Here is a 25,828-nt window from a genome sequence, read left to right on the forward strand (position 1 = left end):
ATGCCCAAGGAAGAGGAAAAGGCCCAAGCGCAAGAAGCCCTTCCCACGATAGAAGAGCACGCCGAGGCCCTGGGGGTGCCCCCGTGGGCCTTCGCGGGGCTCAAGGTCTACGCGGGCTGGGCCGAGGGGACCCGGGTCTCCCGCGCCCAGTTTGAGAAGGCCCTGAAGGAGTTTCTCCAGGGGCCCACCCACAGGTAGGAGGTAGAGGATGGCAAGGCTACCCGGCGTCTACCCAGAGATCCAAGACGGGGGCCTGGGCATCGTGGCCCCGAGCGGCGAGGGCCAGCGGGTGGTGGTGGGCGTCTCCAGCCAGGGGCCGGTGAACCAGGTCCTGGCCTTCAGCGACCTCGCCGCCGTCCCCGGCGTCCTGGGCACCGGGCCCCTGGCCCGGGCCGTGGCCGACCAGCTGGCCTACGGGGGCGGCCAGGTCTACGCGGTGCGGGCGCAAGCCGACATCGCGGGGAGCGTGGCCGCCGACAGCGCCAACCCCTCTTCCCCCGCGGTCACCGTCACGGGAAGCCCCTTAGACGCCTACGAGATCGTGGTGAGGATCGTCAAGGGAGGGGCCCTGGGCACGGCCACCTTCACCTACAGCCTGGACGGCGGGGACACCACCAGCCAGGAGATCGCCACCGCCGCCACCTACACCCTGCCGGGAACGGGGCTCACCTTGAACTTCGCCACCGGCACCTACGCCGCGGGGGCCACCTACCGCTTCCAGGCCACCGCCCCCCAGGCCAGCGTCTCCAGCGTCCAAGCGGCTGTCCGGGCCGCCCTCAACACCAACCTGCAGTACGAGTACATCCAGGTGGCCCAGCCCACCGGCCCCGCCATGTGGGCCGCCCTGGGCGCCCTGGCCGACGAGGCCGAGGCGAACTTCCGCTACATCTTCTTCCTCACGGAAACCGTCCCGCCGGGCCAGGACCCCGACGCCTGGGTCAACGCCCGCCTGAGCGAGAAGGCGAGCTTCAGCCACAAGCGGGTGATGATCGTGGCCACCTGGGCGGAGGTGGTGGACACCCTCACGGGAAGGCTTGAGGTGCAGAGCCTCGCCTCCCGCGTGGGGGCCCGCATCTCCAGCCAGCGGGTCCACGTCTCCCCCGCCTGGGTCCAGCTCGGGCCCCTGAGCGGGGTGGTCCAGGTGGCCCCCTTCGTGGACACCCCCTTCGGCAAACAGAGCCTCTTCAACAACGCCCACGCCCTGGCCTTGGACACCGCGGGCTTCACCACCGTCTACCGCCTCATCGGCCGGGACGGCTGGTTCATCGTGGAAGGCCGCACCGCCGCCGCCCCCACCAGCGACTACAAGCTGGTGCAGAACCGCCGGGTCATGGACAAGGCCACCTACCAGGTGCGCCAGGCCCTCCTGGACTTCGTGCAGTGGCACGTGGACCCCACCGACCTCAAGGCGAGCCTGGCGAGCCTCCTGGCCCGGGCCAACACCCCCCTCCGCCTCATGCAGGCCGCCGGGGAGATCGCCCGGGGCCGCGTGGTGGCCCCTCCCGGCCAGGACATCCTGGCCTCCCAGACCCTTCGCCTCCAGATCCGCATCGTCCCTCTGGGCTATCTGCGGGAGATCGTCATGGACATCGGCTTTGAAAACCCCTTCCTGGTGGGGTGAGGAGGTGAAGCATGCCCATTAACGGCCGCTACTACGACTGGGAGCACATCAGCATCCAGGTGAAGGGCGTGCCCCTGGCGGACGTCCTCTCCATTGACTACGAGGACTCCGAGAAGGTCAACGCCATCTACGGCAAGGGCCGCACCCCCAGGGGCTACACCAAGGGCAACTGGGAGGCCTCGGGAAAGCTCACCCTCCTCCGGGAGGAGTACGACCGCCTCCGGGCCGCCGCCCCCGAGGGAAACGTCTACAAGCTGGACCCCTTTGACATCGTCATCTCCTACGACAAGGGGACGGGCACCGCCGTCACCGACACCCTGAAGGACTGCCTCTTCACCAAGCGCTCCTTCGGCGGGGTGGAGCAGGACACGGAGCGGATCACCGTGGAGCTAGAGTTCGTGGTGCTCGGGGAGATCCAGCACGGCTAGGAGGCTAGATGGAACGGGAAAAGCCCTTCTACACCTTCACCCACGGCGAGAGCACCTTCGCCTTCCGCAGGCCCGACATCGCCCAGGTGGACCGCTTCACCAGCCGCATGGCCCGGGCGCCCTTGAGCGCCGCCCTGGACTTCACCCGTGAGCTCGCCCTGGACCAGGAGGCCTGGGCCCGCGCCACCGCGGAGAAGCCCGGCCTCGCCCTCACCGCCGCCAACGGCATCCTGGAGGCCCTGGGTTTCCAGGCCGGTTAGCGGAGCTGGAGCGTGACCCTCCACCCCTCGCCCAGCTCTCCGCCCTCATCCGCCACTGGCTCCACCGCGAGCCTCCCGAGGACCCGGAAGACTTCCTAGAGCTCGCCCGCCAGGCCGTCTGGCTGGAAAAGCGTTACCTCCAAGCCAAGGCCCCCGGGTAACGGCCCGGGGGCCGGGGCTTTTGGGGCCTCGGGCTTGGGCCCCCTCGAGGGCCGGGGCGAAGCCCTTTACCACACCCGCCGCCTTTTGTCCAGGACACGAAGGGGGGAACCCGTGTCCAGTTTTGTGAGAGTGCCATGAGAGGCACGGCCTGCCATCCTGGCCCTCGAGGGTGGAAGGCCCGGCAAGAAGTGGAAAGCTTGGGTCAATGTATTCTACGGGCTTATATGAGATTTGGATTAGCATACAGGCTAATAGCCTTTACTTTTAGGCTTGCACACCGTCACGCTGTGCACGCGTATACAACCAATGAATAATCCCCTTGGGGAGGGAGCAAAGTCACGGTGTGCAACGCTGTGCACGGTGTGCAAATCAACCCCCAAAACTACCCACGCTGTGCACGTGCACACCGTCAACTTGCATAAACGCCCTTTTCTCCCTCTAGAAGCCCACTTGTGCCTCTCATCAACCTTGCGCCCGCTATTGTAAAGCCAACGGCCCTTTTCCCCACCAGGAGCCAACTCCTTCCACTTACCTGGAGCATGACTGACTCTGCGGTCAAGCATAACTCAACCGAGTTTATACTTTTATCGGTCAGTCGCTCCTGCACGCAAAAACAAGGGGTTCACCTCGTGCTTTCCCGCTCCTCATCGGCATGACCGCCCATTACTGTCCAAAAGCATGACGCACCCCCCTCGCCGGGTGCCGCCGCTTTTCGCCACCTCGCCGCCGCCTTTTTTCGCCTTCTTTATCGCCTTCCTTCGCCTTCCTTCGCCTTTAGTCGGGCCCGCCCCAACTAACAACAAGCGCGCTCCATTACACCAAAGCGGCGCAAAGTGGGCGAAGTTCCCTCCGCTCGAGCCACCGGAATGGCCTCCCCAGCCAGGTGGGGGAAAGGTGGGACACAAGTGGGAGGGAGTGGAAATCTGTGGGAAATGTGTGGTATACTCCCAGCGAAAAGCCTCGCTTGGGTAAGGCCCGCACCTCCTCTAACCCAAGGGGCGGACCCCAGCGAAGGTGGGAGCGGGTGGGAAATGCCCTTCGGTGAGTACCAGTACAGCCTGGACGACAAGGGGCGGGTGGTCATCCCCGCCCCCTTCCGGGACTTCCTGGAAGACGGCCTGGTGCTCACCCGTGGGATGGAGGGATGCCTCTACGTCTTCCCTTCCGACCGTTGGCGCAAGATCGAAGAGCAGCTGGTCAACCTCCCCCTCACCGACGCCGAGGCTCGCGCCTTTGTCCGCTTTTTCTACTCGGGGGCCCACAAGACCCGGATGGACAACGCCAGCCGGGTCCTGATCCCTCCACCGCTGCGCCAGTTCGCTGGGCTCCAGGAAGGGGGCGAGGTGGTGGTAGCCGGAGCCCCGGGCAGGCTGGAGATCTGGAGCCAGGAACGCTGGTGGAAGACCATTGAAGAAATCATGCGCCACCCACCGGCCCCCGAGGCGCTCAAGGGACTCATTGGGTAGGTATTTATGGAGACCATTACCCAGCACATTCCCGTCTTGTACCAGGAAGCCCTGGACTTCCTGAGGGTAGAACCCGGCAAGGTGTATGTGGACGCCACCTTGGGAGGCGCTGGCCACGCCCGGGGCATTCTGGAACGGGGGGGGCTGGTCCTGGGGCTGGACCAGGACCCCGAGGCCGTAGCCCGGGCCCAGGCCTTGGGTTTGCCAGGCCTACAGGTGTACCAGGCGAACTTCCGCCGCCTGGCGGAAGTGCTGCGCCAAGCCGGGGTAGAAGAGGTGGCGGGAATCCTGGCGGACCTCGGGGTTTCCAGCTTCCACTTAGAAGACCCCAGGCGGGGCTTCAGCTACCAGAAGGAAGGCCCCCTGGACATGCGCATGGGGGAAGAGGGCCCCAGGGCCGCCGAGGTGGTCAACACCCTTTCCTTGGAAGAGCTTTACCGCATCCTGCGGGACCTGGGAGAGGAAAAGCAAGCTTGGCGCATCGCCAAGGCCATCGTGGAGGCCAGGAGGAAAAAGCCCATCCAGACCACCACGGAACTGGCGGAAATCGTCCGCCAGGCGGTGGGCTTCCGCAAGGCCGGGCACCCCGCCCGCAAGACCTTCCAGGCCCTGCGCATGTACGTGAACGACGAGCTTAGCGCTCTGGAGGAGTTTCTCGCCCAGGCCGCCCAGGCCCTCGCCCCTGGGGGGCGGCTTGTGGTCATCACCTTCCACTCCCTCGAGGACCGGCTGGTGAAGCGGTTTCTCAAGGCGAGCGGCCTAAAGGTGCTCACGAAAAAGCCCGTGCTCCCTTCCCCGGAAGAGGTGGCGCAAAACCCCCGCGCCCGGAGCGCCAAGCTGCGGGCCGCGGAGAAGGAGGCCTTGTGAGGAGCGTCTGGCGCTTCGGTCTCCTCTACCTTTTGGCCCTCCTCCTCCTCTTCGCCGCAGGCCACCGCAACCAGCTGGAAAAGGCCCGCCTAGCCCAGGTGGAGGGGCGCATAGAACGCCTCAAGGCCGAGGAGGAAGCCCTCCTCAAGGAAACCTGGCGCCTAAGCCAGCCTCACCGGGTGCTGGAGTGGGCGGAGAAGGAAGGGTTTGTGCCCATGAGCCAGGGGAGGTGGGAGCGGTGACCGCGGGCGCCAACCGGGTGCCCCTGGTCTTCCTGGGGATGGGCCTCTACCTGGTCCTTTTGGCCCTGGGGGTCTACGCCCTGGTAAGCCGGGGGCCGCGGCCAGCCCCTCTGCCCCCATCCCCACCCCCCCTGCGGGGCAACCTCTACGCCGCCGACGGCACCCCGTTGGCGGTGAGCCTCCAGGGGGGGCGGTACTACCCATTGGGGAAGAGCGCAAGCCAGCTTCTGGGCTTCGGAGAGCGGGCCTCCGGACGGGGTCTGGAGGGGCTGGAGAGGGACCTGAACGCCGCCCTCTCGGAAGGGCGCTCCTTCACCCTCACCTTGGACCCCTGGGTCCAGGCCATGGCGGAACGGGCCCTCTGGAAGGGGCTGGAACGAAGCCGGGGAACCTTCGCCACCCTTCTCGTCCTGGACCGGGAAGGAAGGCTTTTGGCCGTGGCCAACGCTCCGGCCTTTGACCCCATGGCCCCGCGCAAAGACCCGGAAAAAGACCTCTCCTGGCGCAACCACGCCTTCTTGGTGGCGTTGGAGCCGGGCTCCACCATGAAGGCCCTCACCGCCGCCGTGCTCTTGGAAGAGGGAGCGGCCCGCCTTTCCACCCCGGTGGAGGCCCCCATGTGGCGGCAGGTAGAAGGCTGGGTCATCCGCGATGCCGTTCCCCACCCCCCTAGGCTCACCTTGGCCGAGGTGCTCAAGTACTCCTCCAATGTGGGGATCAGCCTTCTCGGCGAGAACGTCTCCAAGGAAACCTTCTACCGCTACATGGTGAAGCTCCACCTCACCGACCCCAGGCCCCTCCCCGGGGTGCGCACCGCCCCTCCCTTGGTCAAGCCCCCGGAGGAGTGGAGCCGGGCGGGCTACGCCAACCACACCTTCGGCCAAGGCTTCCTCATCACCCCGCTCCACCTGGCGGTGGCCTTCGCCACCCTGGTGGACGGGGTCTACCGCACCCCCCGCCTCTTCCAGGGCCAGGAGGCCAGGGGGGAGCGGGTCTTCTCCCCGGAAACGGCGAGGGCCATCCGTCAAGCCCTGAAGGAGGCCCTGGCCCCCAGGGCCGCCCTTCCCGGATACCCCCTGGCGGGGAAGACCGGAACCGCCCAGGTGGTGGTCCAGGGCCGCTACTCCCAGGAGGTCTTCACCGCCTGGTTCGCCGGCTTCGTCCCCGGGGACGCCCCCCGGTACACCGTGGTGGTGGCCGTCCATCACCCCAAAGGCGAGATCCACGGAAGCCTGGTGGCCGCCCCCATCTTCCGGGAGGTGGCCGCCGGCCTCTTGGCCTATGCGGGTCTTCCCCCCTATGCTGAGGAGCGGTGAGGCAGTGGTGCAAGATGCGCATGTTAGGGAAATAACGCCGGAATGGGTGGCCGCGTCCACGGGGGGGAGGCTTCACCCAGGCGGCCGGCCCGCCTTTGACCTTCACTGGGACAGCCGGGCCGTGGGACCGGGGTTCCTCTTCGTGGCCCTCCCCGGAAGCCGCACCCACGGGCGTACCTACGTAAAGGAGGCCCTGGCCAAGGGAGCCCACCTGGTCCTCTCCGACCGCCCGGGGGAGGCCACGGTGGAGGTGGCGGACACGGGTCTGGCCTTGCTAAGGCTGGGGCGGGCCCTGCGGGAGCTTTTCCCGGGGAAGGTGGTGGCCGTGGGAGGGAGCACGGGAAAGACCACCACCAAGGAGGCCCTGGCCCAGGGGCTGGGCTTCCCCGCCCCTTCCGGCAACCAGAACACCGCCCCACCCTTGGCCCGCTTCTTCCTGCGCCTCCCCCCCCAGGCCCCCGGGGCGGTGGTGGAGCTGGGCGTGGACCGGGTGGGGGAGATGGCCGAGCTCATGGGGCTCTGCCGCCCCCAGCTTTCCGTCCTCACCGCCTTGGGGGAGGAGCACCTCCTGGCCTTCGGGAACCTAGAGGGCGTGGTGCGGGAGGAGGCCTGGCTCCTGGAGGCCCCCCTGACCCTGGTGAGCCTCCAGGCCCGGGAGGTTTTGGAAGGCTTTGGCTACCGGGGGAACTGGCCCACCTACGGTTTCGGGGAGGCTGGCTTTCGGGGAGAGGACCTGGAGCTCCTGCCCCGGGAAAGCCGCTTCCGCTACCGCAGGCAGAGGATAAGGGTCCCCTACCCCGGTTTAGGCCCGGCCCTGGGGGCCTTGGCCGCCCTGGCGGTGGCCGAGCTCCTGGGGGAGGAGGTGGAGGCGGTGGCCGAGAGGCTTTCCCGCTTGGTCCTGCCCCCCGGGCGCATGGAGAGGCGGGAGATGGGGGGCGTGGTCTTTCTCCACGACGCCTACAACGCCAATCCCCTCTCGGTGAAGGCGGGGCTGAGGTGGCTTGCCGCCCAGCCCGGGCGCAAGTGGGTGGTGCTGGGGGAGATGAAGGAACTGGGCGAGATGGCCCAAAGGCTCCACCTGGAGGTGGCGGAGGAGGCGGCCCGCCTGGGCCTCCGACCCCTTTACCTAGGAAGCCACGCGAAGGCGCAGGCCGCCCTGGGGGGCGAGGCGGTGGAAACCTTGGAGGAGGCCCTTCTCTGGCTCAAGGCCCGGGTAGCCCCGGGGGACCTGGTGTACCTGAAGGCCTCGAGGGCCCTCGGCCTGGAAAGGATCCTGGAGCTATGGAGCGCCTAAGTCCCTTTCTCCTCTTCCTTGCGGCCTGCGCCCCCCTCCAGGCCCCAGCGCCCCTCCTCCCCTACCCCGGCGGGTTCGCCCAAGGGGGCCTGGTCTCAGGCCGTTTCCAGGTGGTCCTCCCAGGCCCTCCCCTCTTCCTGGACGCTAGCGAAACCGCCCTCTACGCCGCCTACCCCTACCAGCTCTGGGTGTACGAAGAAGGCTCCCTGCAAAGCCTCCCCCTCCCCGGGGTGCCCCGCTTCCTGCGGGCCACCCCAAGGCCGGTGGTGGGTCTGGAAGGAGCCATCTGGACGGAGAAAGGCCTTTACCCCTACCCCGCCTACGATGCCCTCTTCGGGGAGGAAGGCCTCTACCACGTGGACGGGAAGGGCCTCTACCGGGAAGGCGTCCTCTTGGCCCGCGGGCGCTTCCGCCAGGTGGTGGCCTGGGAGGGCCAGGTGGTGGCCCTGGGAGAAGAGGCCCTCTTCTACCCGGAAGGGCGCCTCCTCCCCCTTCCCCACCCCGCCCGCAAGGCCCAAGGGGGGGCCTGCGGGGTGGTGGCCCTTTTGGATCAGGTCTATCTGGTACGCCCCGAGGGGGTGAGGCCCCTGGCCGAGGCCCAGGACTTCGCCGCCTTTGGGGAAGCCCTTTACCTGGCCCCCCAGGGGGCGGTGCGGTCTTGCAAGGAGGCAGCATGGCCCTAGCCCTGGTCCTTTCCTGGTTCCTCACGGCGGTCTGGATCTCCTTGATGAAAAGCTTAGGCCTGGGGAAAAGGGTGCGCCAGGACGGCCCCCAAAGCCACCTGGCCAAGGAGGGGACCCCCAGCATGGGGGGGGTGGCCTTCCTCCTGGCCGCCTTCCTGGCCTACCTGGCCCTAGGGAAGGACGCCTTTTTGGGCCTATGGCTTCTGGGCCTCGGCTTCGCCCTCCTGGGGCTTCTGGACGACCTCTCGGGAAGCCTGGCCCGGCCCCTCAGGGCCAGGGAAAAGCTCGCCCTGCAAGGGGCCATGGGCCTAGTCTTCGCCCTCTGGGCCGCCCGGCAGGTGGCCTACACCCCCTGGCCCCTCTTGGACGCCTTCCTGATCCTCCTGGCGGTGGTGGGGGCGGCCAACGCCTTCAACTTCACCGACGGCCTGGACGGGCTTCTCGCCAGCGTGGCCGCCATCCTCCTCCTCCCCTTCTACCCCTACCCCTTCGCCCAAACCCTCCTGGGCGGGGTCCTGGGCTTCCTCTGGCACAACGCCCCCCGGGCCAAGGTCTTCATGGGGGACACGGGAAGCCAGGCCCTAGGGAGTATGGTGGCGGGGCTTTTCGTCCTCACGGGGAAGCTTTGGCTTCTACCCCTGGCGGCCATCGTCCCGGTGTTGGAGGTGCTTTCCGTGGTGGTCCAGGTGATCCACTTCCGGCGCACGGGGAGGAGGCTTTTCCGCATGAGCCCCCTGCACCACCATCTGGAGCTTTCGGGCTGGGAGGAGGCCAAAATCGTCTTCCGCTTCGCCGTCCTCACCGCCTTGGCCACGGGCCTGGCCTGGAGCCTGGGAGGAGGGGTATGATCCTGGTCTATGGCCTAGGGAAAAGCGGCCTCGGGGTGCTCCGCTTCTTGAAGCGGCGGGGAATGCCCGCCCGTTTCTACGACGACCGGCCCAAGGAAGAGGAGGTGGCCGAAGCCCTAGCCCTGGGCTTTTCCCCCGACTGGGAGCTGGAAGGCGCCTATGAGGAGGTGGTGGCCGCCCCGGGGGTGCCCCTCCTGCACCCCCACCTGGAAGCCCTAAGGGCGCGCGGGGCCAGGGTTTTGGGGGAGGCAGAGCTGGCCTACCGGCATTCGGAAACCCCCATGGTGGGGATTACCGGCACGGCAGGCAAGACCTCCACCACCCTCTTCACCGCCCACCTCCTCCAGGGGCAAGGGCTTAAGGCCCTTCCCGGGGGGAACGTGGACCCTCCTTTGGTGGAGGTGGTGGACCGGGCCGAGGTGGTGGTGGCCGAGCTCTCCAGCTTCCAGCTGGAGCGGGTCCACGCCTTCCGCCCCCGGGTGGCCGTCCTCCTGAACCTCGGGGTGGACCACCTGGACCGGCACGGGAGCCTCGAGGCCTACCACGCCGCCAAGCTCAACCTCCTCAAGAACCTCACCCGGGAAGACGCCGTGGTTTACAACGCAGGGGACCCCAAGGTCAAGGCGGCGGCCGAGGCCACCCCCGCCCGACCCTATCCCTTCCTACCCCGGGAAAGTCCCCGGAAGACCAACCTCGAGGCCGCCCTCCATGCCACCCGGGCCTACCTGGACCTTTTGGGCAGGCCCCTGCAGGAAAGCGCCCTAAGGGAAAGCCTCAAGACCCTCCCCGAGCCCCCCCACCGCTTCCAGGCCTTCGCCCGCAAGGGGCAGGTGGTCTTCATAGACGACTCCATCGCCACCCGCACCCCCGCCGTGGCCGCCGCCCTAAGGGCCGCACCCGCCCCCGTGGCCTGGATCCTGGGCGGGGAGGACAAGGGGGCCGATCTGGAAAGCCTCAAGGCCTACCTCCCCCGGGTGCGGGTGATCCTGGCCATTGGCCGGGACGGCCCCCGGATGGCCGAGGCCTTGGGAGAAGGGGTGGAGGTGGTGGTCATCGGGGAGAAGGAGGGCCGGAAGGCCTTGAGACGGGCGGTGGAGGAAGCCCTAAAGCGCCTGGAGGCGGGAAGCGTCCTTCTGGCCCCCCTGGCGGCGAGCTTTGACCAGTTCCGGGACTACCAGGACCGGGCCCGGGCCTTCCGGGAAGCGGTCTTCGCCTTGGGAGGGGAACCATGGACCCCATCCTCTTCCTAAGCGGCCTCCTCCTCCTGGCCTTTGGCCTCCTGGGGGTGGGGGTAGCCGAGCCTGGCCTCCTGGAAAGCCACCTCCTCCGGGTGGGGCTCGCCCTTCTGGCCATGCTTGGGGGAAGCTTCCTCCCCGTGAGGCTCCTCTTGCGGTACGCCCTGGGGCTTCTTCTCCTCAACCTCCTCCTCTTGGCCCTGGTCCTCCTGGTGGGGGACGGGCCCATGGGGGTGCGGCGCTGGTTTGATCTAGGGCCCTTTGCCTTCCAGCCCTCGGAGCTGGCCAAGATCGCCCTCGTCCTCTACCTGGCCTCCTTCGTGGGCCGCAAGGGGGAGGACTACCCCATCCTCGGCCCCGCCCTCCTGGTGGGCAGCACGGTGGGGCTGGTGCTGGTGGAGCCGGACTTCGCCACGGCCCTTTTCCTCTTTCTCCTGGGAGCTTCCCTTTTTGTCCTGGCCGGGGTGCCCTGGCGGCGGCTCATCGCCATCGGCCTGGCGGGCATCTTGGTCCTCATCCCCTTCTCCGGAGCTTACCTGAACCGGTTCCGCTACGTTTCCGAGCGCTTCAGCGACTTTCTCAGCTACCTGCGGGGGGAGGCCCGGCCCGAGGAAACCGCCTACCAGGTCCTGCAGGCGCAAAAGGCCGTCCTCCTGGGAGGGCCTTTGGGGCAAGGACCCGGAGGAAGCCTCCCCCACCTGCCCGAGGCCCACAACGACATGGTCTTCGCCAGCGTGGTCTTCGCCACGGGCTGGCTCGGGGGGCTCATGGTCCTCTTCCTCTTCGCCCTCCTCTTTCTCCGGGGGCTGGCCCTGGCCCTGAGGCTGAGGGGAGCGGAGGGCCTGGTGGCCCTGGGCCTCACCCTGTACCTTGTCCTGCAGGCCGCCCTCAACATCGGGGTGACCTTGGGCTTCCTCCCCGTCACCGGGGTGCCGCTGCCCCTGGTCTCCTACGGGGGAAGCTCCTTGTTGGTGTCGGGCCTGGCCCTGGGCCTTCTCCTGGGCTTGGCCCGCCAGACCCGGGGAAAGGAGGTGAGGGCATGATCCTCCTGACCGGGGGAGGCACCGGGGGGCACCTCTTCCCCGCCCTGGCGGTGGCCGAGGAGCTCAGAGGGCGTGGTCATGAGGTCTTCTACCTGGGGGCCCTGGGGGGCCTCGAGGCCCGCCTCCTCCCCAAGGCCTCTATCCCTCACGCCCTCATCCCCGCGGGGAAGCTGGACCGGAGCGCCCTCAGGCCGGGGGAAGCCTGGAGGCTTGTCCAGGGCCTCGAGGCCGCCCGCAAGGTCCTAAGGGCGAGGAGGCCCAAGGCGGTGCTTTCCACCGGGGGTTATGCGGGGTTTCCCGCGGCCTTTGTGGCCGAACTCCAGGGGATTCCCGTCCTTCTCCACGAGCAGAACGCCAAGCTGGGGCTGGCCGTGAGGCTCCTCGCCCCCTTGAGCCGGGGGCTCGCCCTAAGCGTGCCCTTCCCCCTGGCCCAAAGGCTTGCCGCCAAGGCCAGGGTGGTGGGCTACCCCGTGCGGGAGGTGCGCTTTCCCCAGGCCGAGGCCAAGGCCCGCCTGGGGTTTGACCCCGCGAAGCCCCTCCTCCTGGTCCTGGGGGGAAGCCAGGGGAGCCTGGAGCTCAACGAAAGGCTCCCCCCCCTCCTCAAGCCCCTGGGCCTTCCCGTTCTCCACCAGGTGGGGGAAAGGTGGTTGGAGGGCTACCGCCACCTGGAAGGGGAGACCTACCGCATCCAAGGCTTCCTGGATGCCCCCTTGGCCATGAGCGCCGCCGACCTCCTCCTGGCCCGGGCGGGGGCGGGCACCCTGGCCGAGGCCGCCTTCCACCGGCTCCCCGCCCTCCTTTTTCCCCTTTCGCCCCGGCTGGACGGGGGGGCGCAACGGGCCAACGCCCTGGCCTACCAGAAGGCCGGGGCCGCCCGGCTTGGGGACTACTCCCGGCTGGCCCAACAAGTGGAAGAACTGCTTCATAACCCCGAACCCTACCGGGAGGCCATGGGCCGCCTCTCTCCCGAGGGGGCGGCGGGTCGCCTGGCGGATTGGCTGGAGGAGTTTCTATGAAGCGGGTGCACATCATGGGCATAGAAGGGGTGGGGATGAGCGCCCTGGCCCGCCTTCTCCTGGCGGAAGGGGTGGCGGTGACGGGGTGCGACCTCGCCCCCGGCAAGCGGGCCAAGGCCCTGGGGGTCCCGGTCCACGCGGGCCACGACCCCGGCCACCTCCAGGAGGAGGACACCCTGGTGGTCCCCACCCCGGTTCCTCTGGACCACCCCGAGGTGGTGGCCGCCAAGGAGCGGGGCCTTAGGGTCTTGCGGCGCATGGAGCTTCTGGCCCAGCTCCTGGCCCAAGGGCCTTCCTTGGGGGTCACGGGGACCCACGGCAAGACCACCACCACGGGGATGCTGGCCAGCATCCTCCTGGAAGCGGGGCTGGACCCCTGGGTGCTCCTCGGGGGGGAGCTTTCCCTCCTTCCCGGGAACGCCCGCCACGGAAAGGGGCCCCGCCTGGCCGAGGTGGACGAGTCCGACCCCCTCTTTCGGGAGGTGAAGGTGGACATCGCCGTGGCCACCAACCTCGAGGCCGACCACATCGCCCCCCCCGGCCACAAGGCCCCCAACTACCACGGGAGCTTCGGCGAGCTCAAGGCCGCCCTGCGGGGCTTTTTGGAAGGGGCGGGGGTGGTGGTGGTCCCCGCCTCCGATCCCCTGCTCCTAGAGCTTTCCCAGGGGCTTCCCCGGAGGACCTTCGGCCAGGAGGGGGAGCTTTCCGCCGAGGAAGCGGAGCTTGGCCCCTCGGGAAGCCGTTTCCTCCTGGTCCACCTGGGGAAGGCCTTGGGAGAGGTCTGGCTCCAGGTCCCGGGGCGGCACAACATCCAAAACGCCCTGGCCGCCGCCTTGGCCGCCCTAGCCCTGGGGGTGGCCCCCGAGGCCATCCTGAAGGGGCTAGGCCGCTTCCCCGGGGTAGGGCGGCGCTTCCAGAGGGTGGGGGAGGTGCGGGGGGCCTTGGTGGTGGACGACTACGCCCACCACCCCACGGAGGTGCGGGCCACCCTCGAGGCGGCGGGCCACTTGGGAAGGCGCCTAAGGGTCCTCTTCCAGCCCCACCGCCTTCTCCGCACCCAGGCCCTTTGGGAGGAGTTCGTGGAGGCCCTGGCCTTGGCCCAGGAGGTGGTGGTCCTCCCCACCTACACCGCCGGAGAAAGGGGGGAGGTTTCCCCCGGGGAGCTGAGCGCAAGGATCGCCGAGGAGCTTCGCCGCCAGGGAGTGGAGGCCCGCTTCCTGGACAAGGAGGAGGCCCTGGCCTACGCCCGGGCCACGGCCGCCCCGGAGGACCTTTGGCTTACCCTAGGGGCGGGAGACGTGACGGAACTCGCCTGGAGGTTGGTCCATGAGGGTTGAACGGGTCCTCCTCAAGGACCTCACCACCTTGGGGGTGGGAGGCCCGGCGGAGCTTTGGACCGTGGAGACCCGCGAGGAACTCAAGAAGGCCACGGAGGCCCCCTACCGGGTCCTGGGCAACGGCTCCAACCTCTTGGTTATGGACGAGGGCGTGCCCGAGCGGGTGATCCGCCTGGCCGGGGAGTTCCAGGCCTACGACCTGGGGGGCTGGGTGGGAGCGGGGGTTTTGCTACCCCTCCTGGTGCAAGAGGCGGCCCGGGCCGGCCTTTCCGGCTTGGAGGGGCTTCTCGGCATCCCGGCCCAGGTGGGAGGCGCGGTGAAGATGAACGCCGGCACCCGCTTCGGGGAGATGGCGGACGCCCTGGAGGCGGTGGAGATCTTCCACGAGGGGGCCTTCCGCATCTACACCCCGGCGGAGCTCGGCTTTGGCTATCGGAAAAGCCACCTCCCCCAAGGGGGCATCGTCACCCGGGTGAAGTTAAAGCTTAAGGAGCGCCCCCTGGAGGAGATCCGCAAGAAGATGGCCGAAGTGGACGCCGCCCGCAAGGGCCAGCCCAAGCGGAAAAGCGCCGGCTGCGCCTTCAAAAACCCGCCGGGGCAGTCGGCGGGAAGGCTCATCGACGAAAGGGGCCTCAAGGGCCTCCGGGTGGGGGACGCCATGGTGGCCCTGGAGCACGGCAACTTCATCGTCAACCTGGGCCGGGCCACAGCCAAGGACGTGCTGGAGCTTCTCCGGCGCATTCAAGAGGAACTCCCCTTGGAGCTGGAATGGGAGGTGTGGCCGTGAGTTCGGGAAAGGCTCACCCTCGGAGGCTAGAATGGGCCTCGTGAGGCTCCTCCTGGCCTCCCTTCTCCTCGCCACCCTCTACGTGGCCAGCCTCGTCCTCTTCCCCGTGGAAGAGGTGGAGGTAGTGGGCCTAAAGCACCTCAAACGGGAAGACGTCCTCGCCCGGGTGGGCCTTTATCCCGGGGAAGCCTGGCTCTGGGTGGGCCCTTCCCGTCTCGCCCCCCTCCGGCAGGACCCCTGGGTGGCGGAGGCCCGCTTGGAAAAGCCAAGGCCGGGCGCGGTGCGCCTGGTCCTCCGGGAACGGACGCCCTTCTTGCCCCTGGCGGACGGCTCCGCCTTGGCCCAAGACGGCACCCTTCTCCCAGGCGGGGCCCCCTGGGCCCAAGGGCCTCGGGTGGAAGGGCGGGGTCCCCTGCCCAAGGCTGACCTTCTGGCCCTGGCACGGGCCTTTCCCAAGGCCAAGAGGCTCAGGTACACCCCAGCGGGGTACTGGGTGGAGGGCGAGGGTTTGACCCTCTTTGCCCAAAAGGCCCGGTTTCTGTTAGAGTATGCCCAAGCAGGCGCTCCTTTGCGGGAAGGCCATATTTACCTGTATTCTTGGGGGGTGAGCGTAGGCCCATGATTATCGCCGGACTGGACGTTGGCACCAGCAAAGTCACCACCGTCATCGGTGAGCTGGCTCCCGATGGCGTTCTGGACATCATCGGGGAGGGCACCGCTCCCTCCCAAGGGCTCAGGCGGGGGGTGGTGGTGAACCTGGAGCGCACCAGCGAGGCCATCCGCCAAAGCCTCCGCCAGGCGGAGCGGGTGGCCGGGGTTAGGGTGGAGCGGGTGGTGCTAGGGGTGGGGGGCCCACACCTGAAGAGCGTCACCAGCCACGGCCTGGCCGCCATCCGCCGGGGGCAGAGCATCGCCCAGGCGGATGTGGAGCGGGCCATTGAGCAGGCCAAGGCCTATCCTTTTGACGCCGAGCTGGAGCTGCTCCACGCCTTGCCCCTGGAGTTCAAGGTAGACGGGCAGGAGGGCATCCGGGATCCCGTGGGCATGGCGGGGGTGCGCCTGGAGGTGGACGTCCACCTGGTAGCGGCGGGCAGGGGGCCCCTGGCCAACCTCCGCCGGGCGGTGGAGGACGCCGGCCTGGAGATTGAGGCCCTGGTGGCCCAGACCCTAGCCAGCGGCCTTGGGACCCTCCTCCCCGAGGAAGACCAGATGAACGTTCTGGTTCTGGACGTGGGTGGGGGGACCACGGACGTGGCCGTCTTCCGGGAAGGCCGCCTGGCCCACTCCGCCGTCCTGCCCCTGGGAGGGGACCACGTGACCCAGGACATCGCCCAGCTTCTGAAGATTCCCTTTGAGGAGGCCGAGCGGGTGAAGAAAAAGTACGGGGCCGCCTTGCCGGAGCTGGCCGACCCCGAGCTGGTCTTGGAGATCAACCAGGAAGGTGGCTCCCTCGGGGAGGTCCCCGCTCCAGAGCTTGCCCGTATCATCCGGCCCCGGCTCAGGGAGATCCTCCATCTGGCCCGCCAGTCGGTGGACGAGGCCTTGGGACCTCTGGAGGTCCGGATCAACCGGGTGGTCCTCACCGGGGGCACCGCCCTCTTAAGGGGTTTTGACCTCCTGGCCCGCCAGCAGTACGGCCTCCCCGTGCGCCTGGGCAAGCCCCACGGGGTCTCCGGCCTCACCGATGTGGTGGCCACCCCCGCCCACGCCACCGCCGTGGGGCTGGTGCGCTACGGGGCTACCCTGCCGGTGCGCGCCCCCGAGGCCCGCCGGGGGCGGGGAAAAGAGAAGCGGGAAGAGGGGGCCAAAGGCGAAGGGATTTGGGCGCGGATCAAGGAGATTCTCAGCAACCTGTTTTGAGGAGGGGGAGATGCAAGGAGCCGTTATCAAGGTCATCGGCCTCGGGGGAGCGGGCAACAACGCGGTGAACCGCATGATCGAAGCGGGCCTTTCGGGAGTGGAGTTCATCGCTGCCAACACCGACGCCCAGGTCTTGGCCAAAAGCCTCGCCGATGTCCGCATCCAGCTCGGGGAAAGGCTCACCCGGGGACTCGGCGCCGGGGCTAACCCCGAGATCGGGGAGAAGGCGGCCCTCGAGGCCGAAGACCTCATCGCCGAAGCCCTGGAGGGCGCCGACTTGGTTTTCATCACCGCCGGGATGGGAGGAGGAACGGGCACGGGAAGCGCCCCGGTGGTGGCCGAGATCGCCAAGCGCCTGGGGGCGTTGGCGGTGGCCGTGGTTACCCGCCCTTTCAGCTTTGAAGGCCCGAAGCGCCTCAAGGCCGCCGAGGAAGGGATCAAGCGCCTCAAGGAACGGGTGGACGCCATGGTGGTGGTCCAGAACGACCGCCTCCTTTCGGCGGTGGACAAGAAGATGAGCCTCAAGGACGCCTTTCTCATCGCCGACCGCGTTCTCTACCACGGGGTAAAGGGCATCACCGACGTCATCAACCTCCCCGGCCTCATCAACGTGGACTTCGCCGACGTCAAGGCCCTCCTGGAGGGAGCGGGCCAGGTGCTCATGGGCATCGGGGCGGGGCGTGGGGAGAACCGGGTGGAAGAAGCCGCCAAGTCGGCCACCATGAGCCCCCTCCTGGAGCGCTCCATTGAGGGGGCGAGGCGGCTTCTCCTCAACGTGGTGGGCTCGGAAGACCTTTCCCTCATGGAGGCGGCGGAGGTGGTGGAAAGGATCCGCGAGGCCACCGGCCACGAGGAGGTGGACATCCTCTACGGGGTGACCTACGACGAGCGGGCCCAGGACGAGCTCCGGGTCATCCTCATCGCCGCGGGCTTCGGGGAGAGCACCGTGGTGCCCAGGCCCGCCCGCCCCCTGGACTTCCCCACCCACCCCGACCCCTATAACTTTGACATCCCCGCCTTCATCCGCTACGGGGACGCCGACCTGCCGCCCAGGAGGGGCAACTAGGTGCCCGCAGGTTGGTTTCGCAACATGGGATGCCCGAGCCCGGGCTGGGAGGAAGCCCTTTTGGGACCCCCACCGCGGCTTTCGCCCCGGTGGGGCACCTGTACCACCTCATGCTGGCCCAAGGCAGCATGGAGGCCCCGGCAAAAAAGGCCCGCAGGGCCCTCACGCCTGGCCTCGGGCAAAGGATTTCTGCGAGAGGGGTATTAGGCCGGATGGTGGTGGCCGGCATAGACCCGGGCATCACCCACCTGGGCCTTGGGGTGGTGGAGGTGGAGGGCAAGGGGGCTCTTAGGGCCCGCCTCCTCCACGGGGAGGTGGTGAAGACCTCCCACCGGGAACCCGCCCAGGAGAGGGTGGGGCGGATCCACGCCCGGGTGCGGGAAGCCCTCCTCCGCTTCCGCCCCGAGGCCCTGGCGGTGGAGGAACAGTACTTCTACCGGCAAAACGAGCTGGCCTACAAGGTGGGCTGGGCCCTGGGGGCGGTCCTGGTGGCGGCCTTTGAGGCGGGGGTAACGGTCTACGCCTACGGCCCCATGCAGGTGAAGCAGGCCCTAGCGGGCCACGGACACGCCGCCAAGGAGGAAGTGGCCCTTATGGTGCGGGGCATCCTGGGGCTGAAGGAGCCCCCTAGCCCAAGCCACCTGGCCGATGCCCTGGCCATCGCCCTCACCCACGCCTTTTACGCCCGGATGGGGGCGCCCAAGCCCCTCTAAGAGGCTGTCGTAAAAGTTTGATATGCTCGAAGGGTGGCTCTTCGTAGAGCATACCCCAGCGACCTCAGCGATGCGGAGTGGGCCCTCCTGGAGCCCTTGATCCCTGCCCCCAAGCCCGGCGGCCGCCCCGCCAAGGTGCCGAGGAGGGAAATCGTTAACGCCATCCAGAAGGTGTTCCCCTGACGGGGAAGCACGTTACGTCCTGGAGAACGGCATCAAGTGGCGGGCTATGCCTCGTCACGCCGCAGGCGTACGTTCCTGATCTGCCTCACTGGTCCACCGTCTACCACTACTTCCGCAAGTGGCAGAAGGAGGGCGTTTGGGAGAAGGCCGTCCAGGCCCTGGCTCCCCAGGACCGGGAGCGAGAAGGGAGGTATGGTTCACCCAGCGCTCTGGTGATGGGTCAGCCCGCAAGGGCTAATCTTGCCTCGCCAGATCCTGACGGACACGGGGGGCCGTCTTTTGAAGGCCTTCGTGCACCCCGCCAACGAGCACGACAAGTGGGGTGGACAGGCCTTGCTCCTGGGGATGGACTTTTCCTCCTGGCCTCGGGTGCGGAAGCTCTTCGTGGACTGGGGGTACCGGGGCCTCAAGGAGTTGGCTTCTTCCCTGGGGCTGGAGCTTGAGGTGGTGGCCCGTCCCTACGCGGGGGTGCGAGGGGTCTGGGTGCGGGAGGGGGATGAGGTGCCGGAGATTCCGCGGGAGAGGGGGTTCAAGCCCTTGCCCAAGCGGTGGGTGGTGGAGCGGACCTTTGCTTGGCTGGGGCGGAACCGGCGGCTCGCCAAGGACGATGAAGCCAACCCTAGGGTAAGCGAAGCTTGGGTGTACTTGGGCATGCTACGCTTGTTGGTGAAGCGGCTGGCCAGGGCCGCGTAGCCCCTCGTGGAGGAGTTTTACGACAGCCTCTTAGCCCTTCGCAGGGCGACGCAGGGGGCCCTTCAGGGGCCCCTTGTTTTGCCCTCTCTACCGGCACCGAAGGTAGCCCGGAAGCACCGCCTCCAGGGCCACGGGCTGGGGAAGAAGGGCTTTAAGGGCCTCGGGGAAGGGAGCGGTGTTTCCCTCCTTGAGCATGAGGTACTGGTCCCGGGTGAGGGGGCTAAAGGGCAGGGGGGAAAGGAGGGGGATGAGGCGGTCCATGAGCCATAGGGGAAGGGAAAGAAAGGGCTTCCTTCGCTCCAGGACCTCCATCACCAAGAGGAGGAGCTCGCGGAAGGTGTACTCCTTAGGCCCCACCAGGTCATAGGTCCCCTCGAGGCCCCGCTCCAAGGCCCCCACGAAGGCCTCCGCCACGTCCCCCACGTACACGGGCCGGAAGGGAAAGCTTCCGTCCCCGATGAGGGGGACAAAGGGCAGGGGGCTACAGACAAGCCCCCTCAGGACCTTCCCGAAGAACTCGTCCCCGGGGCCGAAGATGAGGCTTGGGCGGAAGATGGCGTGGCTTAAGCCGCTTTGGCGCACCAAGGCCTCCCCTTCCGCCTTGGTGCGGTGGTAGCGGCTTGGGGCCTCAGGCCTCGCCCCCAGGGCGGACATGTGGAGGAGCCGCCCCACCCCCGCCCTTTCCATGGCCCTGAGGAGGTTCCTCACCCCCTCCACGTGCACCGCCCGGAAGGTCTGGCCCCTTTCCCGGATGACGCCGGCCAGGTAGATGGCAGCCTCCGCCCCCCCTAGGTCCGGGGCCTCCCGGGCGATGTCCCCCTGGACGAGGACCGCCCCTTGGGGCAGGGGCCTGGGCCTCCGGGCGAGGACCAGGGGGGTGTGGCCCCGCAGGAGGAGGCGGCGCACCACCTCCTGGCCCACGAAGCCCGTCCCGCCTACGACGAAGACCCGCATCAGGCCGCTTCCAAGGCGCCTTCCGCCTCCCGCTCCAAGGCGGCGAGGTCCAGGAGGTAGACCCGGCGGTAGGCGGTGGCCAGGAGGCCCTCCCTCCTAAGGTCCGAGAGGAGCTTGGAGACCGACTCGCGGGTGGAGGCGGTGGCGTCGGCGATCTCCTCGTGGGAGACGGTCACGTAGAGGCCCTGCCCGTCCCTGGCCGAGGCCGGGGTGTCCGCCAGGAAGAGGAGGTAGCGGGCGATGCGGGCGCGGAGCTCCCCCGTCTGCAGGTGGGCCTCGTAGGCGTGGACCCGGCGCATCTGGCGGGCGAGGTTTTTGGCCACCTGGTGAAGGGCCTGGTGGTCCATGACCCCGGGGTCCAGGCCCTGGACCAGGGCCTCGGTCATGGCCTCGGCGGTGTAGCGGTAGGCCTTCCCCTCCAGGGCCTCCTCCCCGAAGTAGTCCCCCGGCAGGACGTGGCGCAGGGTGAGGAGGCGCCCGTCGGGGAGGAACTCCACGATGCGCACCAGGCCCTCCTCCAGGCGGTAGAGGGTCTGGGCCCGCTCCCCCCTCAGGTAGACGATTTCCTTACGGCCAAGCCTCTTCATGCTCCTCTCCTTTCTCCTGGGTCCCCAAGCTCGCGGCTTAGGGCCTCGAGGTCCTGGACGTACGAAGCTCCAAGGCGCCTCGCCTCCTCGGGGCTCGCCCCCTGCCCCCCCAGGTAGACCCGGGGGGCGAGGCCCGCCAAGGCGCCCTCCGGGAGGGCGGCGAGGCCTTCCCGCAACAGGGCGGAGAGCACCACCGCCCGGGCCCGCAACCTCCGGGCCAGCTCCCTCAGGTCGGAAAGGGGGGTGTCGGGGCCCAGGTAGAGGGCGGGAAGCCCCCGGCGCCGGAGGACGTAGGCGGCCAGCATGGCCCCCATCTCGTGCCGCTCCCCGGGGGGGGTGGTCACCAGGACGGGCTCCCCCAGGGGCTGGGCCACCAGGTCCAGAAGCTCCTGGAGCCTCGCCCGGAGGAAGGTGGTCGCCAGGTGCTCCTCCGCCACGCTCACCTCCCCCTGGTGCCACCCCTCCCCCACCCGGCGCAGGACGGGGAGGAGGAGGTGGTGGAGGGCCCCCTCGGGCCCCCAAAGCCGGAGGCCCCGGCGGAAGAGGGCCTCGGCCTCCCCGAGGTCGGCCTCGAGGAGGGCCCGGTAGAGCCCCTCCTCCAGGTCCTGGGGCTCCGCCCTCTGGGCCAGGTAGCGGCGGATGGCGGCCTGTGGCGTGGCCCCTTCCGCCAGCCAGCGCTTGATCACCCGGAGGGCCTCCACCTCCTCCGGGGTGTAGAGGCGGTGGCCCCCAGGGGTGCGCCCGGGCCGGGGAAAGCCGTAGCGCCTCTCCCACTGGCGCAAGACCTCGGCGGAAAGCCCGGTCATGGCCTCCACCTCGGCGATGGTGTACCCCCCGGAGCGGGTCATGCCCTTAGCCTAGTCGCTTGTACAAGATTTGTCAAGCTTTTGTCCACCCACGCCCTTTGTGACCGGGACAAAAGTCCTCCCCCGGGAGCCACGGGTAGGCTGAAGGGGAAAGGAAGGCCCTATGGAACCCGACTGGCGCGCCCTATCCCGCCTCCTCAAGGCCCACTCCGCCACCTTTTACCTGGGAAGCCTCCTCTTCCCCAAGGAGGCCCGCAAGGGGGCCTGGGCGGTTTACGCCGCCTGCCGCCTGGGGGACGAGGCCGTGGACGGGGAGGGCGGGGGCCCTCTGGCCCTGGAGGAATGGTGGAAAGGGGTGGAGCGGGCCTACCGGGGGGAGCCCCTTTCCGAGTGGGAGAAGGGCCTGGCCTGGGCCCTGGAGCGCTGGCCCATCCCCTTTGAGGCCTTCCTCCACATGCGGGAGGGCTTCCAGACCGACCTCGGCCCCGTGCGGCTCAAGACCGAAGAGGAGCTCCTCCGCTACTGCTACCAGGTGGCGGGCACCGTGGGCCGGATGATGGCCCCCATCGCCGGGGGGGAGAAGGCGGCGGAGAAGGCGGTGAAGCTGGGGCAGGCCATGCAACTCACCAACATCCTCCGGGACGTGGGAGAGGACCTCAGGCGGGACCGGGTCTACCTGCCCCTGGACCTCCTCCGGGCCCACGGGGTGCGGGTGGAAGACCTGCGGGCGGGGCGCATCTCCCCGGGGTACCGGAGCCTCATGGCCTACCTGGAGGGGAAGGCCCGGGCCCTCTACCGGGAAGGGCTTTCCGGCCTCGAGCACCTCCGGGTGGGCCGGGCCGCCATCGCCCTCGCCGCCTTGCAGTATCAGGGCATCCTGGACAAGCTCCGCCTCCAAGGCTACGACAACCTCCACCACCGGGCCCACCTGAAGCCTTGGGAAAGGCTCTGGCTCCTCCCCAAAGCCCTCCTCGCCGCCCGGGCCCCGGCGGGGGAGCTACCCTAGGCCCATGGTCCTGGTCTGGCACCGCGCGGACCTCCGCCTCTCCGACCACCCGGCCCTCCTTCAGGCCCTCTCCCAAGGGTCCGTGGTGGGGCTCGTGGTCCTGGACCCTCACCACCTGAGGACCTCCCCCAGAAGGCGGGCCTGGTTCCTGGAAAACGTCCGGGCCCTCCGGGAGGCCTACCGGGCCCGGGGCGGGGCCCTTTGGGTGCTGGAGGGCCTTCCCTGGGAAAAGGTGCCGGAGGCGGCGAAGAGGCTCAGGGCCAAGGCGGTCTACGCCCTGAGGAGCCACACCCCTTACGGCCGCTACCGGGACGGGAGGGTGAAGGAGGCCCTGCCCGTCCCCCTCCACCTCCTCCCCGCCCCCCACCTCGTCCCCCCCGACCTCCCCCGGGCCTACCGGGTCTACACCCCCTTCAGCCGCCAATACCGGGGGGCCGAGCCTCCCCTCCCCGCCCCCCTGGCCCTGCCCCAGGCCCCGGAAGAGGGGGAGATTCCCCAGGAGGCCTCCGACGCCCCCCTCCCCGCTCCGGGGGAAGAGGCGGCCAGAGGGAAGCTTTTGGCCTTCCTGGAGAGGGGGCTTGCCCGCTACCCCCTGGAGCGGGACCGGCTGGACGGGGAAGGGGGCTCGAGGCTCTCCCCCTATTTCGCCCTGGGGGTCCTCTCCCCCCGGGAAGCGGCGTGGGAAGCGGAAAGGCGCGGCGGGGAAGGGGCGAGGAAGTGGGTTTCGGAGCTCCTCTGGCGGGACTTCTCCTACCACCTCCTCCACCGCTTCCCCTGGATGGCGGAAAAGCCCCTGGACCGCCGCTACGAGGCCTTCCCTTGGCGGGAAGACGAGGAGGCCTTCCAGGCCTGGTACCGGGGGAGGACGGGCGTCCCCCTGGTGGACGCCGCCATGCGGGAGCTCCACGCCACGGGCTTCCTCTCCAACCGGGCGCGGATGGTGGCGGCCCAGTTCGCGGTGAAGTACCTCCTCCTCCCTTGGCAAAGGTGCGAGGAGGCCTTCCGCCACCTCCTCCTGGACGGCGACCGGGCGGTGAACCTCCAGGGCTGGCAGTGGGCGGGGGGGCTGGGGGTGGACGCCGCCCCCTACTTCCGGGTCTTCAACCCCGTGGCCCAAGGGGAGCGCCACGACCCCGAGGGGAGGTGGCTTAAGCGCTGGGCCCCGGAGTACCCCTCCTACGCCCCCAAGGACCCCGTGGTGGACCTGGAGGAGGCGAGGCGGCGCTACCTGGAGCTGGCCCGGGGCTTGGTAGGCCAGGCCACCCTCCCCCCGGAGGAGGCCGGGTAGGGTAGGGCCATGTTCCAGGTGCGCGACCCCCAAAAGGCCCTGCGGGCCATCGCCCTCTTCCGCTACGCCATGGCCCTCCTCTTCCTGGGCCTGGCCCTCTTCCGCCCGGAAAAGCCCCTCTCCCTGGGCCTCGCCCTCCTGGCCTTCCTCATGGCCCGCTCCGGGTACTGCCCCCTGGTGCGCAAGTAGAATGCCCCCATGGAGCGGCTTTCCTTCAAGGAGGTCCTTCCCCACCTAAAGCGCCTCCAGGAAGACCCCCTCGCCGTCCTCCTGGAGTGGGGCCGGGCCCACCCCAGGCTCTTCCTTCCCCTGCCCCGCTTCCCCCTGGCCCTGGTCTTCGACCCCGAGGGGGTGGAGGAAGCGCTCCTCGCCGAAGGGCCCACCAAGGCCACCTTCCAGTACCGGGCCCTCTCCCGCCTCACGGGGAGGGGCCTCCTTACTGACTGGGGGGAAAGCTGGAAGGAAGCGCGCAAGACCCTCAAGGACCCCTTCCTGCCCAGGGCGGTGCGGGCCTACCGGGGGGCCGTGGAGGAGGAGGCCCGGGCCTTCTTCAGGGAGTGGCGGGGGGAGGAGCGGGACCTGGACCGGGAGATGCTCGCCCTCTCCCTACGGCTCCTCGGGCGGGCCCTCTTCGGGAAGCCCCTCTCCCCAAGCCTCGCGGAGCACGCCCTCAAGGCCCTGGACCGGATCATGGCCCAGACCCGGAGCCCCCTGGCCCTCCTCCACCTCCCCGCCGAGGCCCGCTTCCGTAAGGACCGGGCCGCCCTCTACCGGGAGGCGGAGGGCCTGATCGCCCACCCGCCCCTAAGCCGCCTCCCCCGAAAGCGCGCCCTGAGCGAGGCCGTGACCCTCCTGGTGGCGGGGCACGAGACCGTGGCCAGCGCCCTCACCTGGTCCCTCCTCCTCCTCTCCCACCGCCCCGACTGGCAGGAACATGTGGCCCAGAGCGAGGAAGCGGCCCTCGCCGCCTTCCAGGAGGCCTTGAGGCTCTTCCCCCCCGCCTGGGTCCTCACCCGGAGGCTGGAGAGGCCCCTCCTCCTGGGAAAGGATCGGCTCCCCCCGGGCACCACCCTGGTCCTCTCCCCCTACGTGACCCAGAGGCTCTACTTCCCCGATGGGGAAGCCTTCCGGCCTGAACGCTTCCTGGAGGAAAAGGGAACCCCCTCGGGGCGCTACTTCCCCTTTGGCCTGGGCCAGAGGCTCTGCCTGGGGCGGGACTTCGCCCTCCTCGAGGGCCCCATCGTCCTCAGAGCCTTCTTCCGCCGCTTCCGCTTAAACCCCCTCCCCTTCCCCCGGGTCCTCGCCCAGGTGACCCTGAGGCCCGAGGGCGGGCTTCCCGCCCGGCCAAGGGAGGGGGTGCGGGCGTGACCTACCTGGCCTTCCACCTCGTCTTCCTCGTTCCTCCCCTCCTGGTCCTTTGGGCCACCGGGTTTCCCCGGCCCCCCAGGCTCTGGGCCTACCTCCTCATGCCCCTCATCGCCCTCCTCTACACCACCCCCTGGGACAACTACCTGGTGTGGAAAGGCGTCTGGGGCTATCCGGAGGGCAGGGTCCTCCTGCGCCTGGGCTACGTGCCCCTGGAGGAGTACCTCTTCTTCCTCCTCCAGCCCCTCCTCACCGGGGCCTTCCTCCACCGGGTGGCGGGGGCGCCGCCTTCGGCGGGGCGGGGCCTCGCCCGGGTGGTGGGGGGCGGGGTGTGGCTCCTCGCGGCCGCCCTGGGGGTCCTCCTCCTCGCCCTCGAGGGGAAGGGGCTTTACCTGGGGCTCACCCTCGCCTACTTCGCCTCGGTCTTCGTCCTGCAGTGGGCCTTCGGGGGAGACCTCCTCTGGGGCTGGCGGCGGGCCCTCCTCCTCGGGGCGGGCCTCCCCACCCTCTATCTCTGGTTCGCCGACGCCTGGGCCATCCGGGAAGGGATCTGGTGGATCTCCCCCCAGTACACCCTGGGCCTAGGGGTCCTGGGGCTTCCCCTGGAGGAGATGGTCTTCTTCCTCTGCACCAACCTGGCCGTGGTCCAGGGCCTCCTCCTGGCCTGGCACCCCGAGGCCCTGAGGCGCCTAAGATAGCCCC

General features: G+C 69.0%; 30 protein-coding genes. 27 read left to right on the forward strand and 3 right to left on the reverse strand.

Annotation, left to right across the window (positions count from 1 at the left end; translation table 11 throughout):
• The 22 genes from ACY5J6_RS07120 to ACY5J6_RS07225 all read left to right on the forward strand — a co-directional run bounded on the left by ACY5J6_RS07120 (position 1) and on the right by ACY5J6_RS07225 (position 19,120).
• Positions 1–198, forward strand: coding sequence for a hypothetical protein (locus ACY5J6_RS07120; RefSeq protein WP_462844299.1), 198 nt, complete (start codon positions 1–3; stop codon positions 196–198).
• A gap of 10 nt (positions 199–208) precedes the next feature.
• The gene (locus ACY5J6_RS07125; protein ID WP_462844300.1) at positions 209–1,621 is read left to right on the forward strand and encodes a DUF2586 family protein; all 1,413 of its coding nucleotides are present in this window, start codon (positions 209–211) and stop codon (positions 1,619–1,621) included.
• An 11-nt stretch (positions 1,622–1,632) separates the two neighbouring features.
• On the forward strand, positions 1,633–2,049 hold the full coding sequence (locus tag ACY5J6_RS07130; protein WP_462844301.1) for a hypothetical protein: 417 nt from the start codon (positions 1,633–1,635) through the stop codon (positions 2,047–2,049).
• An 8-nt stretch (positions 2,050–2,057) separates the two neighbouring features.
• The gene (locus ACY5J6_RS07135) at positions 2,058–2,309 is read left to right on the forward strand and encodes a DUF6848 family protein (protein WP_039456838.1); all 252 of its coding nucleotides are present in this window, start codon (positions 2,058–2,060) and stop codon (positions 2,307–2,309) included.
• Positions 2,310–3,502: 1,193 nt separating this feature from the next.
• A complete protein-coding gene (mraZ, locus tag ACY5J6_RS07140; RefSeq protein WP_054638370.1) occupies positions 3,503–3,937 on the forward strand; it encodes a division/cell wall cluster transcriptional repressor MraZ in 435 nt (144 codons plus the stop codon).
• 6 nt (positions 3,938–3,943) lie between these two features.
• On the forward strand, positions 3,944–4,804 hold the full coding sequence (rsmH, locus tag ACY5J6_RS07145) for a 16S rRNA (cytosine(1402)-N(4))-methyltransferase RsmH (protein WP_462844302.1): 861 nt from the start codon (positions 3,944–3,946) through the stop codon (positions 4,802–4,804).
• Positions 4,801–5,046, forward strand: a complete 246-nt coding sequence (locus tag ACY5J6_RS07150; protein ID WP_462844303.1) for a hypothetical protein — start codon at positions 4,801–4,803, stop codon at positions 5,044–5,046. The genes rsmH and ACY5J6_RS07150 overlap by 4 nt, the downstream gene beginning before the upstream one ends.
• The gene (locus tag ACY5J6_RS07155; protein WP_462844304.1) at positions 5,043–6,362 is read left to right on the forward strand and encodes a peptidoglycan D,D-transpeptidase FtsI family protein; all 1,320 of its coding nucleotides are present in this window, start codon (positions 5,043–5,045) and stop codon (positions 6,360–6,362) included. The genes ACY5J6_RS07150 and ACY5J6_RS07155 overlap by 4 nt, the downstream gene beginning before the upstream one ends.
• Entirely contained in the window at positions 6,346–7,656 is a 1,311-nt protein-coding gene (locus tag ACY5J6_RS07160; protein WP_462844305.1) for a UDP-N-acetylmuramoyl-tripeptide--D-alanyl-D-alanine ligase, read from the forward strand. The genes ACY5J6_RS07155 and ACY5J6_RS07160 overlap by 17 nt, the downstream gene beginning before the upstream one ends.
• Positions 7,644–8,339, forward strand: coding sequence for a hypothetical protein (locus ACY5J6_RS07165; protein ID WP_462844306.1), 696 nt, complete (start codon positions 7,644–7,646; stop codon positions 8,337–8,339). The genes ACY5J6_RS07160 and ACY5J6_RS07165 overlap by 13 nt, the downstream gene beginning before the upstream one ends.
• Positions 8,330–9,187: a phospho-N-acetylmuramoyl-pentapeptide-transferase gene (locus tag ACY5J6_RS07170; RefSeq protein WP_462844307.1), complete on the forward strand. Its 858-nt coding sequence runs from the start codon at positions 8,330–8,332 to the stop codon at positions 9,185–9,187. Before ACY5J6_RS07165 ends, ACY5J6_RS07170 begins: the two co-directional genes overlap by 10 nt.
• A complete protein-coding gene (locus ACY5J6_RS07175) occupies positions 9,184–10,437 on the forward strand; it encodes a Mur ligase family protein (RefSeq protein ID WP_462844308.1) in 1,254 nt (417 codons plus the stop codon). The genes ACY5J6_RS07170 and ACY5J6_RS07175 overlap by 4 nt, the downstream gene beginning before the upstream one ends.
• The gene (locus ACY5J6_RS07180) at positions 10,416–11,465 is read left to right on the forward strand and encodes an FtsW/RodA/SpoVE family cell cycle protein (protein WP_462844309.1); all 1,050 of its coding nucleotides are present in this window, start codon (positions 10,416–10,418) and stop codon (positions 11,463–11,465) included. Before ACY5J6_RS07175 ends, ACY5J6_RS07180 begins: the two co-directional genes overlap by 22 nt.
• Positions 11,462–12,481 (forward strand): UDP-N-acetylglucosamine--N-acetylmuramyl-(pentapeptide) pyrophosphoryl-undecaprenol N-acetylglucosamine transferase, encoded by a 1,020-nt coding sequence (locus ACY5J6_RS07185; RefSeq protein ID WP_462844310.1) that lies wholly within the window; start codon positions 11,462–11,464, stop codon positions 12,479–12,481. Before ACY5J6_RS07180 ends, ACY5J6_RS07185 begins: the two co-directional genes overlap by 4 nt.
• Positions 12,478–13,818 carry a UDP-N-acetylmuramate--L-alanine ligase gene (gene murC / locus ACY5J6_RS07190; protein WP_462844311.1) on the forward strand — a complete coding sequence of 447 codons (1,341 nt, stop codon included), beginning with the start codon at positions 12,478–12,480 and terminating at the stop codon, positions 13,816–13,818. The genes ACY5J6_RS07185 and murC overlap by 4 nt, the downstream gene beginning before the upstream one ends.
• Positions 13,808–14,605 (forward strand): UDP-N-acetylmuramate dehydrogenase, encoded by a 798-nt coding sequence (locus ACY5J6_RS07195; RefSeq protein WP_462844312.1) that lies wholly within the window; start codon positions 13,808–13,810, stop codon positions 14,603–14,605. The genes murC and ACY5J6_RS07195 overlap by 11 nt, the downstream gene beginning before the upstream one ends.
• A gap of 31 nt (positions 14,606–14,636) precedes the next feature.
• On the forward strand, positions 14,637–15,227 hold the full coding sequence (locus ACY5J6_RS07200) for an FtsQ-type POTRA domain-containing protein (protein ID WP_462844313.1): 591 nt from the start codon (positions 14,637–14,639) through the stop codon (positions 15,225–15,227).
• Positions 15,224–16,465 carry a cell division protein FtsA gene (ftsA, locus tag ACY5J6_RS07205; RefSeq protein WP_462844314.1) on the forward strand — a complete coding sequence of 414 codons (1,242 nt, stop codon included), beginning with the start codon at positions 15,224–15,226 and terminating at the stop codon, positions 16,463–16,465. The genes ACY5J6_RS07200 and ftsA overlap by 4 nt, the downstream gene beginning before the upstream one ends.
• 10 nt (positions 16,466–16,475) lie before the next feature.
• Complete coding sequence (ftsZ, locus tag ACY5J6_RS07210; protein WP_462844315.1) at positions 16,476–17,531, forward strand: cell division protein FtsZ; 1,056 nt, start codon at positions 16,476–16,478, stop codon at positions 17,529–17,531.
• Positions 17,532–17,743: 212 nt separating this feature from the next.
• Positions 17,744–18,244, forward strand: coding sequence for a crossover junction endodeoxyribonuclease RuvC (locus ACY5J6_RS07215; protein ID WP_462844316.1), 501 nt, complete (start codon positions 17,744–17,746; stop codon positions 18,242–18,244).
• Between the two features lie 33 nt (positions 18,245–18,277).
• Positions 18,278–18,427, forward strand: coding sequence for a transposase (locus ACY5J6_RS07220; RefSeq protein ID WP_462844317.1), 150 nt, complete (start codon positions 18,278–18,280; stop codon positions 18,425–18,427).
• Positions 18,428–18,667: 240 nt separating this feature from the next.
• A complete protein-coding gene (locus tag ACY5J6_RS07225; protein WP_462844318.1) occupies positions 18,668–19,120 on the forward strand; it encodes a transposase in 453 nt (150 codons plus the stop codon).
• 87 nt (positions 19,121–19,207) lie between these two features.
• Here ACY5J6_RS07225 and ACY5J6_RS07230 read toward each other — a convergent pair whose 3' ends face one another.
• Genes ACY5J6_RS07230 through carH form a run of 3 tightly spaced genes read right to left on the reverse strand, consistent with a single transcriptional unit; the run spans position 19,208 to position 21,509 of the window.
• Complete coding sequence (locus ACY5J6_RS07230; RefSeq protein ID WP_462844319.1) at positions 19,208–20,074, reverse strand: complex I NDUFA9 subunit family protein; 867 nt, start codon at positions 20,072–20,074, stop codon at positions 19,208–19,210.
• Positions 20,074–20,661, reverse strand: a complete 588-nt coding sequence (gene ldrP / locus ACY5J6_RS07235; protein ID WP_054638591.1) for a transcriptional regulator LdrP — start codon at positions 20,659–20,661, stop codon at positions 20,074–20,076. The genes ACY5J6_RS07230 and ldrP overlap by 1 nt, the downstream gene beginning before the upstream one ends.
• Entirely contained in the window at positions 20,658–21,509 is an 852-nt protein-coding gene (carH, locus tag ACY5J6_RS07240) for an HTH-type transcriptional repressor CarH (RefSeq protein WP_462844320.1), read from the reverse strand. Before carH ends, ldrP begins: the two co-directional genes overlap by 4 nt.
• 121 nt (positions 21,510–21,630) lie before the next feature.
• On the opposite strand from carH, the gene ACY5J6_RS07245 reads away from it, so the two are divergent.
• Genes ACY5J6_RS07245 through ACY5J6_RS07265 form a run of 5 tightly spaced genes read left to right on the forward strand, consistent with a single transcriptional unit; the run spans position 21,631 to position 25,824 of the window.
• Entirely contained in the window at positions 21,631–22,473 is an 843-nt protein-coding gene (locus ACY5J6_RS07245; protein ID WP_462844321.1) for a phytoene/squalene synthase family protein, read from the forward strand.
• A 4-nt stretch (positions 22,474–22,477) separates the two neighbouring features.
• The gene (phr, locus tag ACY5J6_RS07250) at positions 22,478–23,761 is read left to right on the forward strand and encodes a deoxyribodipyrimidine photo-lyase (protein WP_462844322.1); all 1,284 of its coding nucleotides are present in this window, start codon (positions 22,478–22,480) and stop codon (positions 23,759–23,761) included.
• A 9-nt stretch (positions 23,762–23,770) separates the two neighbouring features.
• Positions 23,771–23,950: a hypothetical protein gene (locus tag ACY5J6_RS07255; protein WP_462844323.1), complete on the forward strand. Its 180-nt coding sequence runs from the start codon at positions 23,771–23,773 to the stop codon at positions 23,948–23,950.
• A gap of 9 nt (positions 23,951–23,959) precedes the next feature.
• Positions 23,960–25,129: a cytochrome P450 gene (locus tag ACY5J6_RS07260; RefSeq protein ID WP_462844324.1), complete on the forward strand. Its 1,170-nt coding sequence runs from the start codon at positions 23,960–23,962 to the stop codon at positions 25,127–25,129.
• Positions 25,126–25,824: a lycopene cyclase domain-containing protein gene (locus ACY5J6_RS07265; RefSeq protein WP_462844325.1), complete on the forward strand. Its 699-nt coding sequence runs from the start codon at positions 25,126–25,128 to the stop codon at positions 25,822–25,824. Before ACY5J6_RS07260 ends, ACY5J6_RS07265 begins: the two co-directional genes overlap by 4 nt.
• Positions 25,825–25,828 lie beyond the last annotated feature (4 nt).

The sequence above is a fragment of the Thermus sp. H19.2 genome (genome assembly GCF_054979525.1).

Excerpts from the sequence above, each read along its gene's own strand:
- ACY5J6_RS07215 (WP_462844316.1), top strand. The coding sequence starts at position 17,744 with ATGGTGGTGGCCGGCATAGACCCGGGCATCACCCACCTGGGCCTTGGG.
- ACY5J6_RS07255 (WP_462844323.1), top strand. The coding sequence starts at position 23,771 with ATGTTCCAGGTGCGCGACCCCCAAAAGGCCCTGCGGGCCATCGCCCTC.
- ACY5J6_RS07130 (WP_462844301.1), top strand. The coding sequence starts at position 1,633 with ATGCCCATTAACGGCCGCTACTACGACTGGGAGCACATCAGCATCCAG.
- phr (WP_462844322.1), top strand. The coding sequence starts at position 22,478 with ATGGTCCTGGTCTGGCACCGCGCGGACCTCCGCCTCTCCGACCACCCG.
- ldrP (WP_054638591.1), bottom strand. The coding sequence starts at position 20,661 with ATGAAGAGGCTTGGCCGTAAGGAAATCGTCTACCTGAGGGGGGAGCGG.
- ACY5J6_RS07170 (WP_462844307.1), top strand. The coding sequence starts at position 8,330 with ATGGCCCTAGCCCTGGTCCTTTCCTGGTTCCTCACGGCGGTCTGGATC.
- ACY5J6_RS07135 (WP_039456838.1), top strand. The coding sequence starts at position 2,058 with ATGGAACGGGAAAAGCCCTTCTACACCTTCACCCACGGCGAGAGCACC.
- murC (WP_462844311.1), top strand. The coding sequence starts at position 12,478 with ATGAAGCGGGTGCACATCATGGGCATAGAAGGGGTGGGGATGAGCGCC.
- ACY5J6_RS07245 (WP_462844321.1), top strand. The coding sequence starts at position 21,631 with ATGGAACCCGACTGGCGCGCCCTATCCCGCCTCCTCAAGGCCCACTCC.
- ACY5J6_RS07160 (WP_462844305.1), top strand. The coding sequence starts at position 6,346 with ATGCTGAGGAGCGGTGAGGCAGTGGTGCAAGATGCGCATGTTAGGGAA.
- rsmH (WP_462844302.1), top strand. The coding sequence starts at position 3,944 with ATGGAGACCATTACCCAGCACATTCCCGTCTTGTACCAGGAAGCCCTG.
- ftsA (WP_462844314.1), top strand. The coding sequence starts at position 15,224 with ATGATTATCGCCGGACTGGACGTTGGCACCAGCAAAGTCACCACCGTC.
- carH (WP_462844320.1), bottom strand. The coding sequence starts at position 21,509 with ATGACCCGCTCCGGGGGGTACACCATCGCCGAGGTGGAGGCCATGACC.
- ACY5J6_RS07185 (WP_462844310.1), top strand. The coding sequence starts at position 11,462 with ATGATCCTCCTGACCGGGGGAGGCACCGGGGGGCACCTCTTCCCCGCC.
- ftsZ (WP_462844315.1), top strand. The coding sequence starts at position 16,476 with ATGCAAGGAGCCGTTATCAAGGTCATCGGCCTCGGGGGAGCGGGCAAC.
- mraZ (WP_054638370.1), top strand. The coding sequence starts at position 3,503 with ATGCCCTTCGGTGAGTACCAGTACAGCCTGGACGACAAGGGGCGGGTG.
- ACY5J6_RS07200 (WP_462844313.1), top strand. The coding sequence starts at position 14,637 with ATGGGCCTCGTGAGGCTCCTCCTGGCCTCCCTTCTCCTCGCCACCCTC.
- ACY5J6_RS07195 (WP_462844312.1), top strand. The coding sequence starts at position 13,808 with ATGAGGGTTGAACGGGTCCTCCTCAAGGACCTCACCACCTTGGGGGTG.
- ACY5J6_RS07125 (WP_462844300.1), top strand. The coding sequence starts at position 209 with ATGGCAAGGCTACCCGGCGTCTACCCAGAGATCCAAGACGGGGGCCTG.
- ACY5J6_RS07230 (WP_462844319.1), bottom strand. The coding sequence starts at position 20,074 with ATGCGGGTCTTCGTCGTAGGCGGGACGGGCTTCGTGGGCCAGGAGGTG.
- ACY5J6_RS07175 (WP_462844308.1), top strand. The coding sequence starts at position 9,184 with ATGATCCTGGTCTATGGCCTAGGGAAAAGCGGCCTCGGGGTGCTCCGC.
- ACY5J6_RS07120 (WP_462844299.1), top strand. The coding sequence starts at position 1 with ATGCCCAAGGAAGAGGAAAAGGCCCAAGCGCAAGAAGCCCTTCCCACG.
- ACY5J6_RS07165 (WP_462844306.1), top strand. The coding sequence starts at position 7,644 with ATGGAGCGCCTAAGTCCCTTTCTCCTCTTCCTTGCGGCCTGCGCCCCC.
- ACY5J6_RS07260 (WP_462844324.1), top strand. The coding sequence starts at position 23,960 with ATGGAGCGGCTTTCCTTCAAGGAGGTCCTTCCCCACCTAAAGCGCCTC.
- ACY5J6_RS07180 (WP_462844309.1), top strand. The coding sequence starts at position 10,416 with ATGGACCCCATCCTCTTCCTAAGCGGCCTCCTCCTCCTGGCCTTTGGC.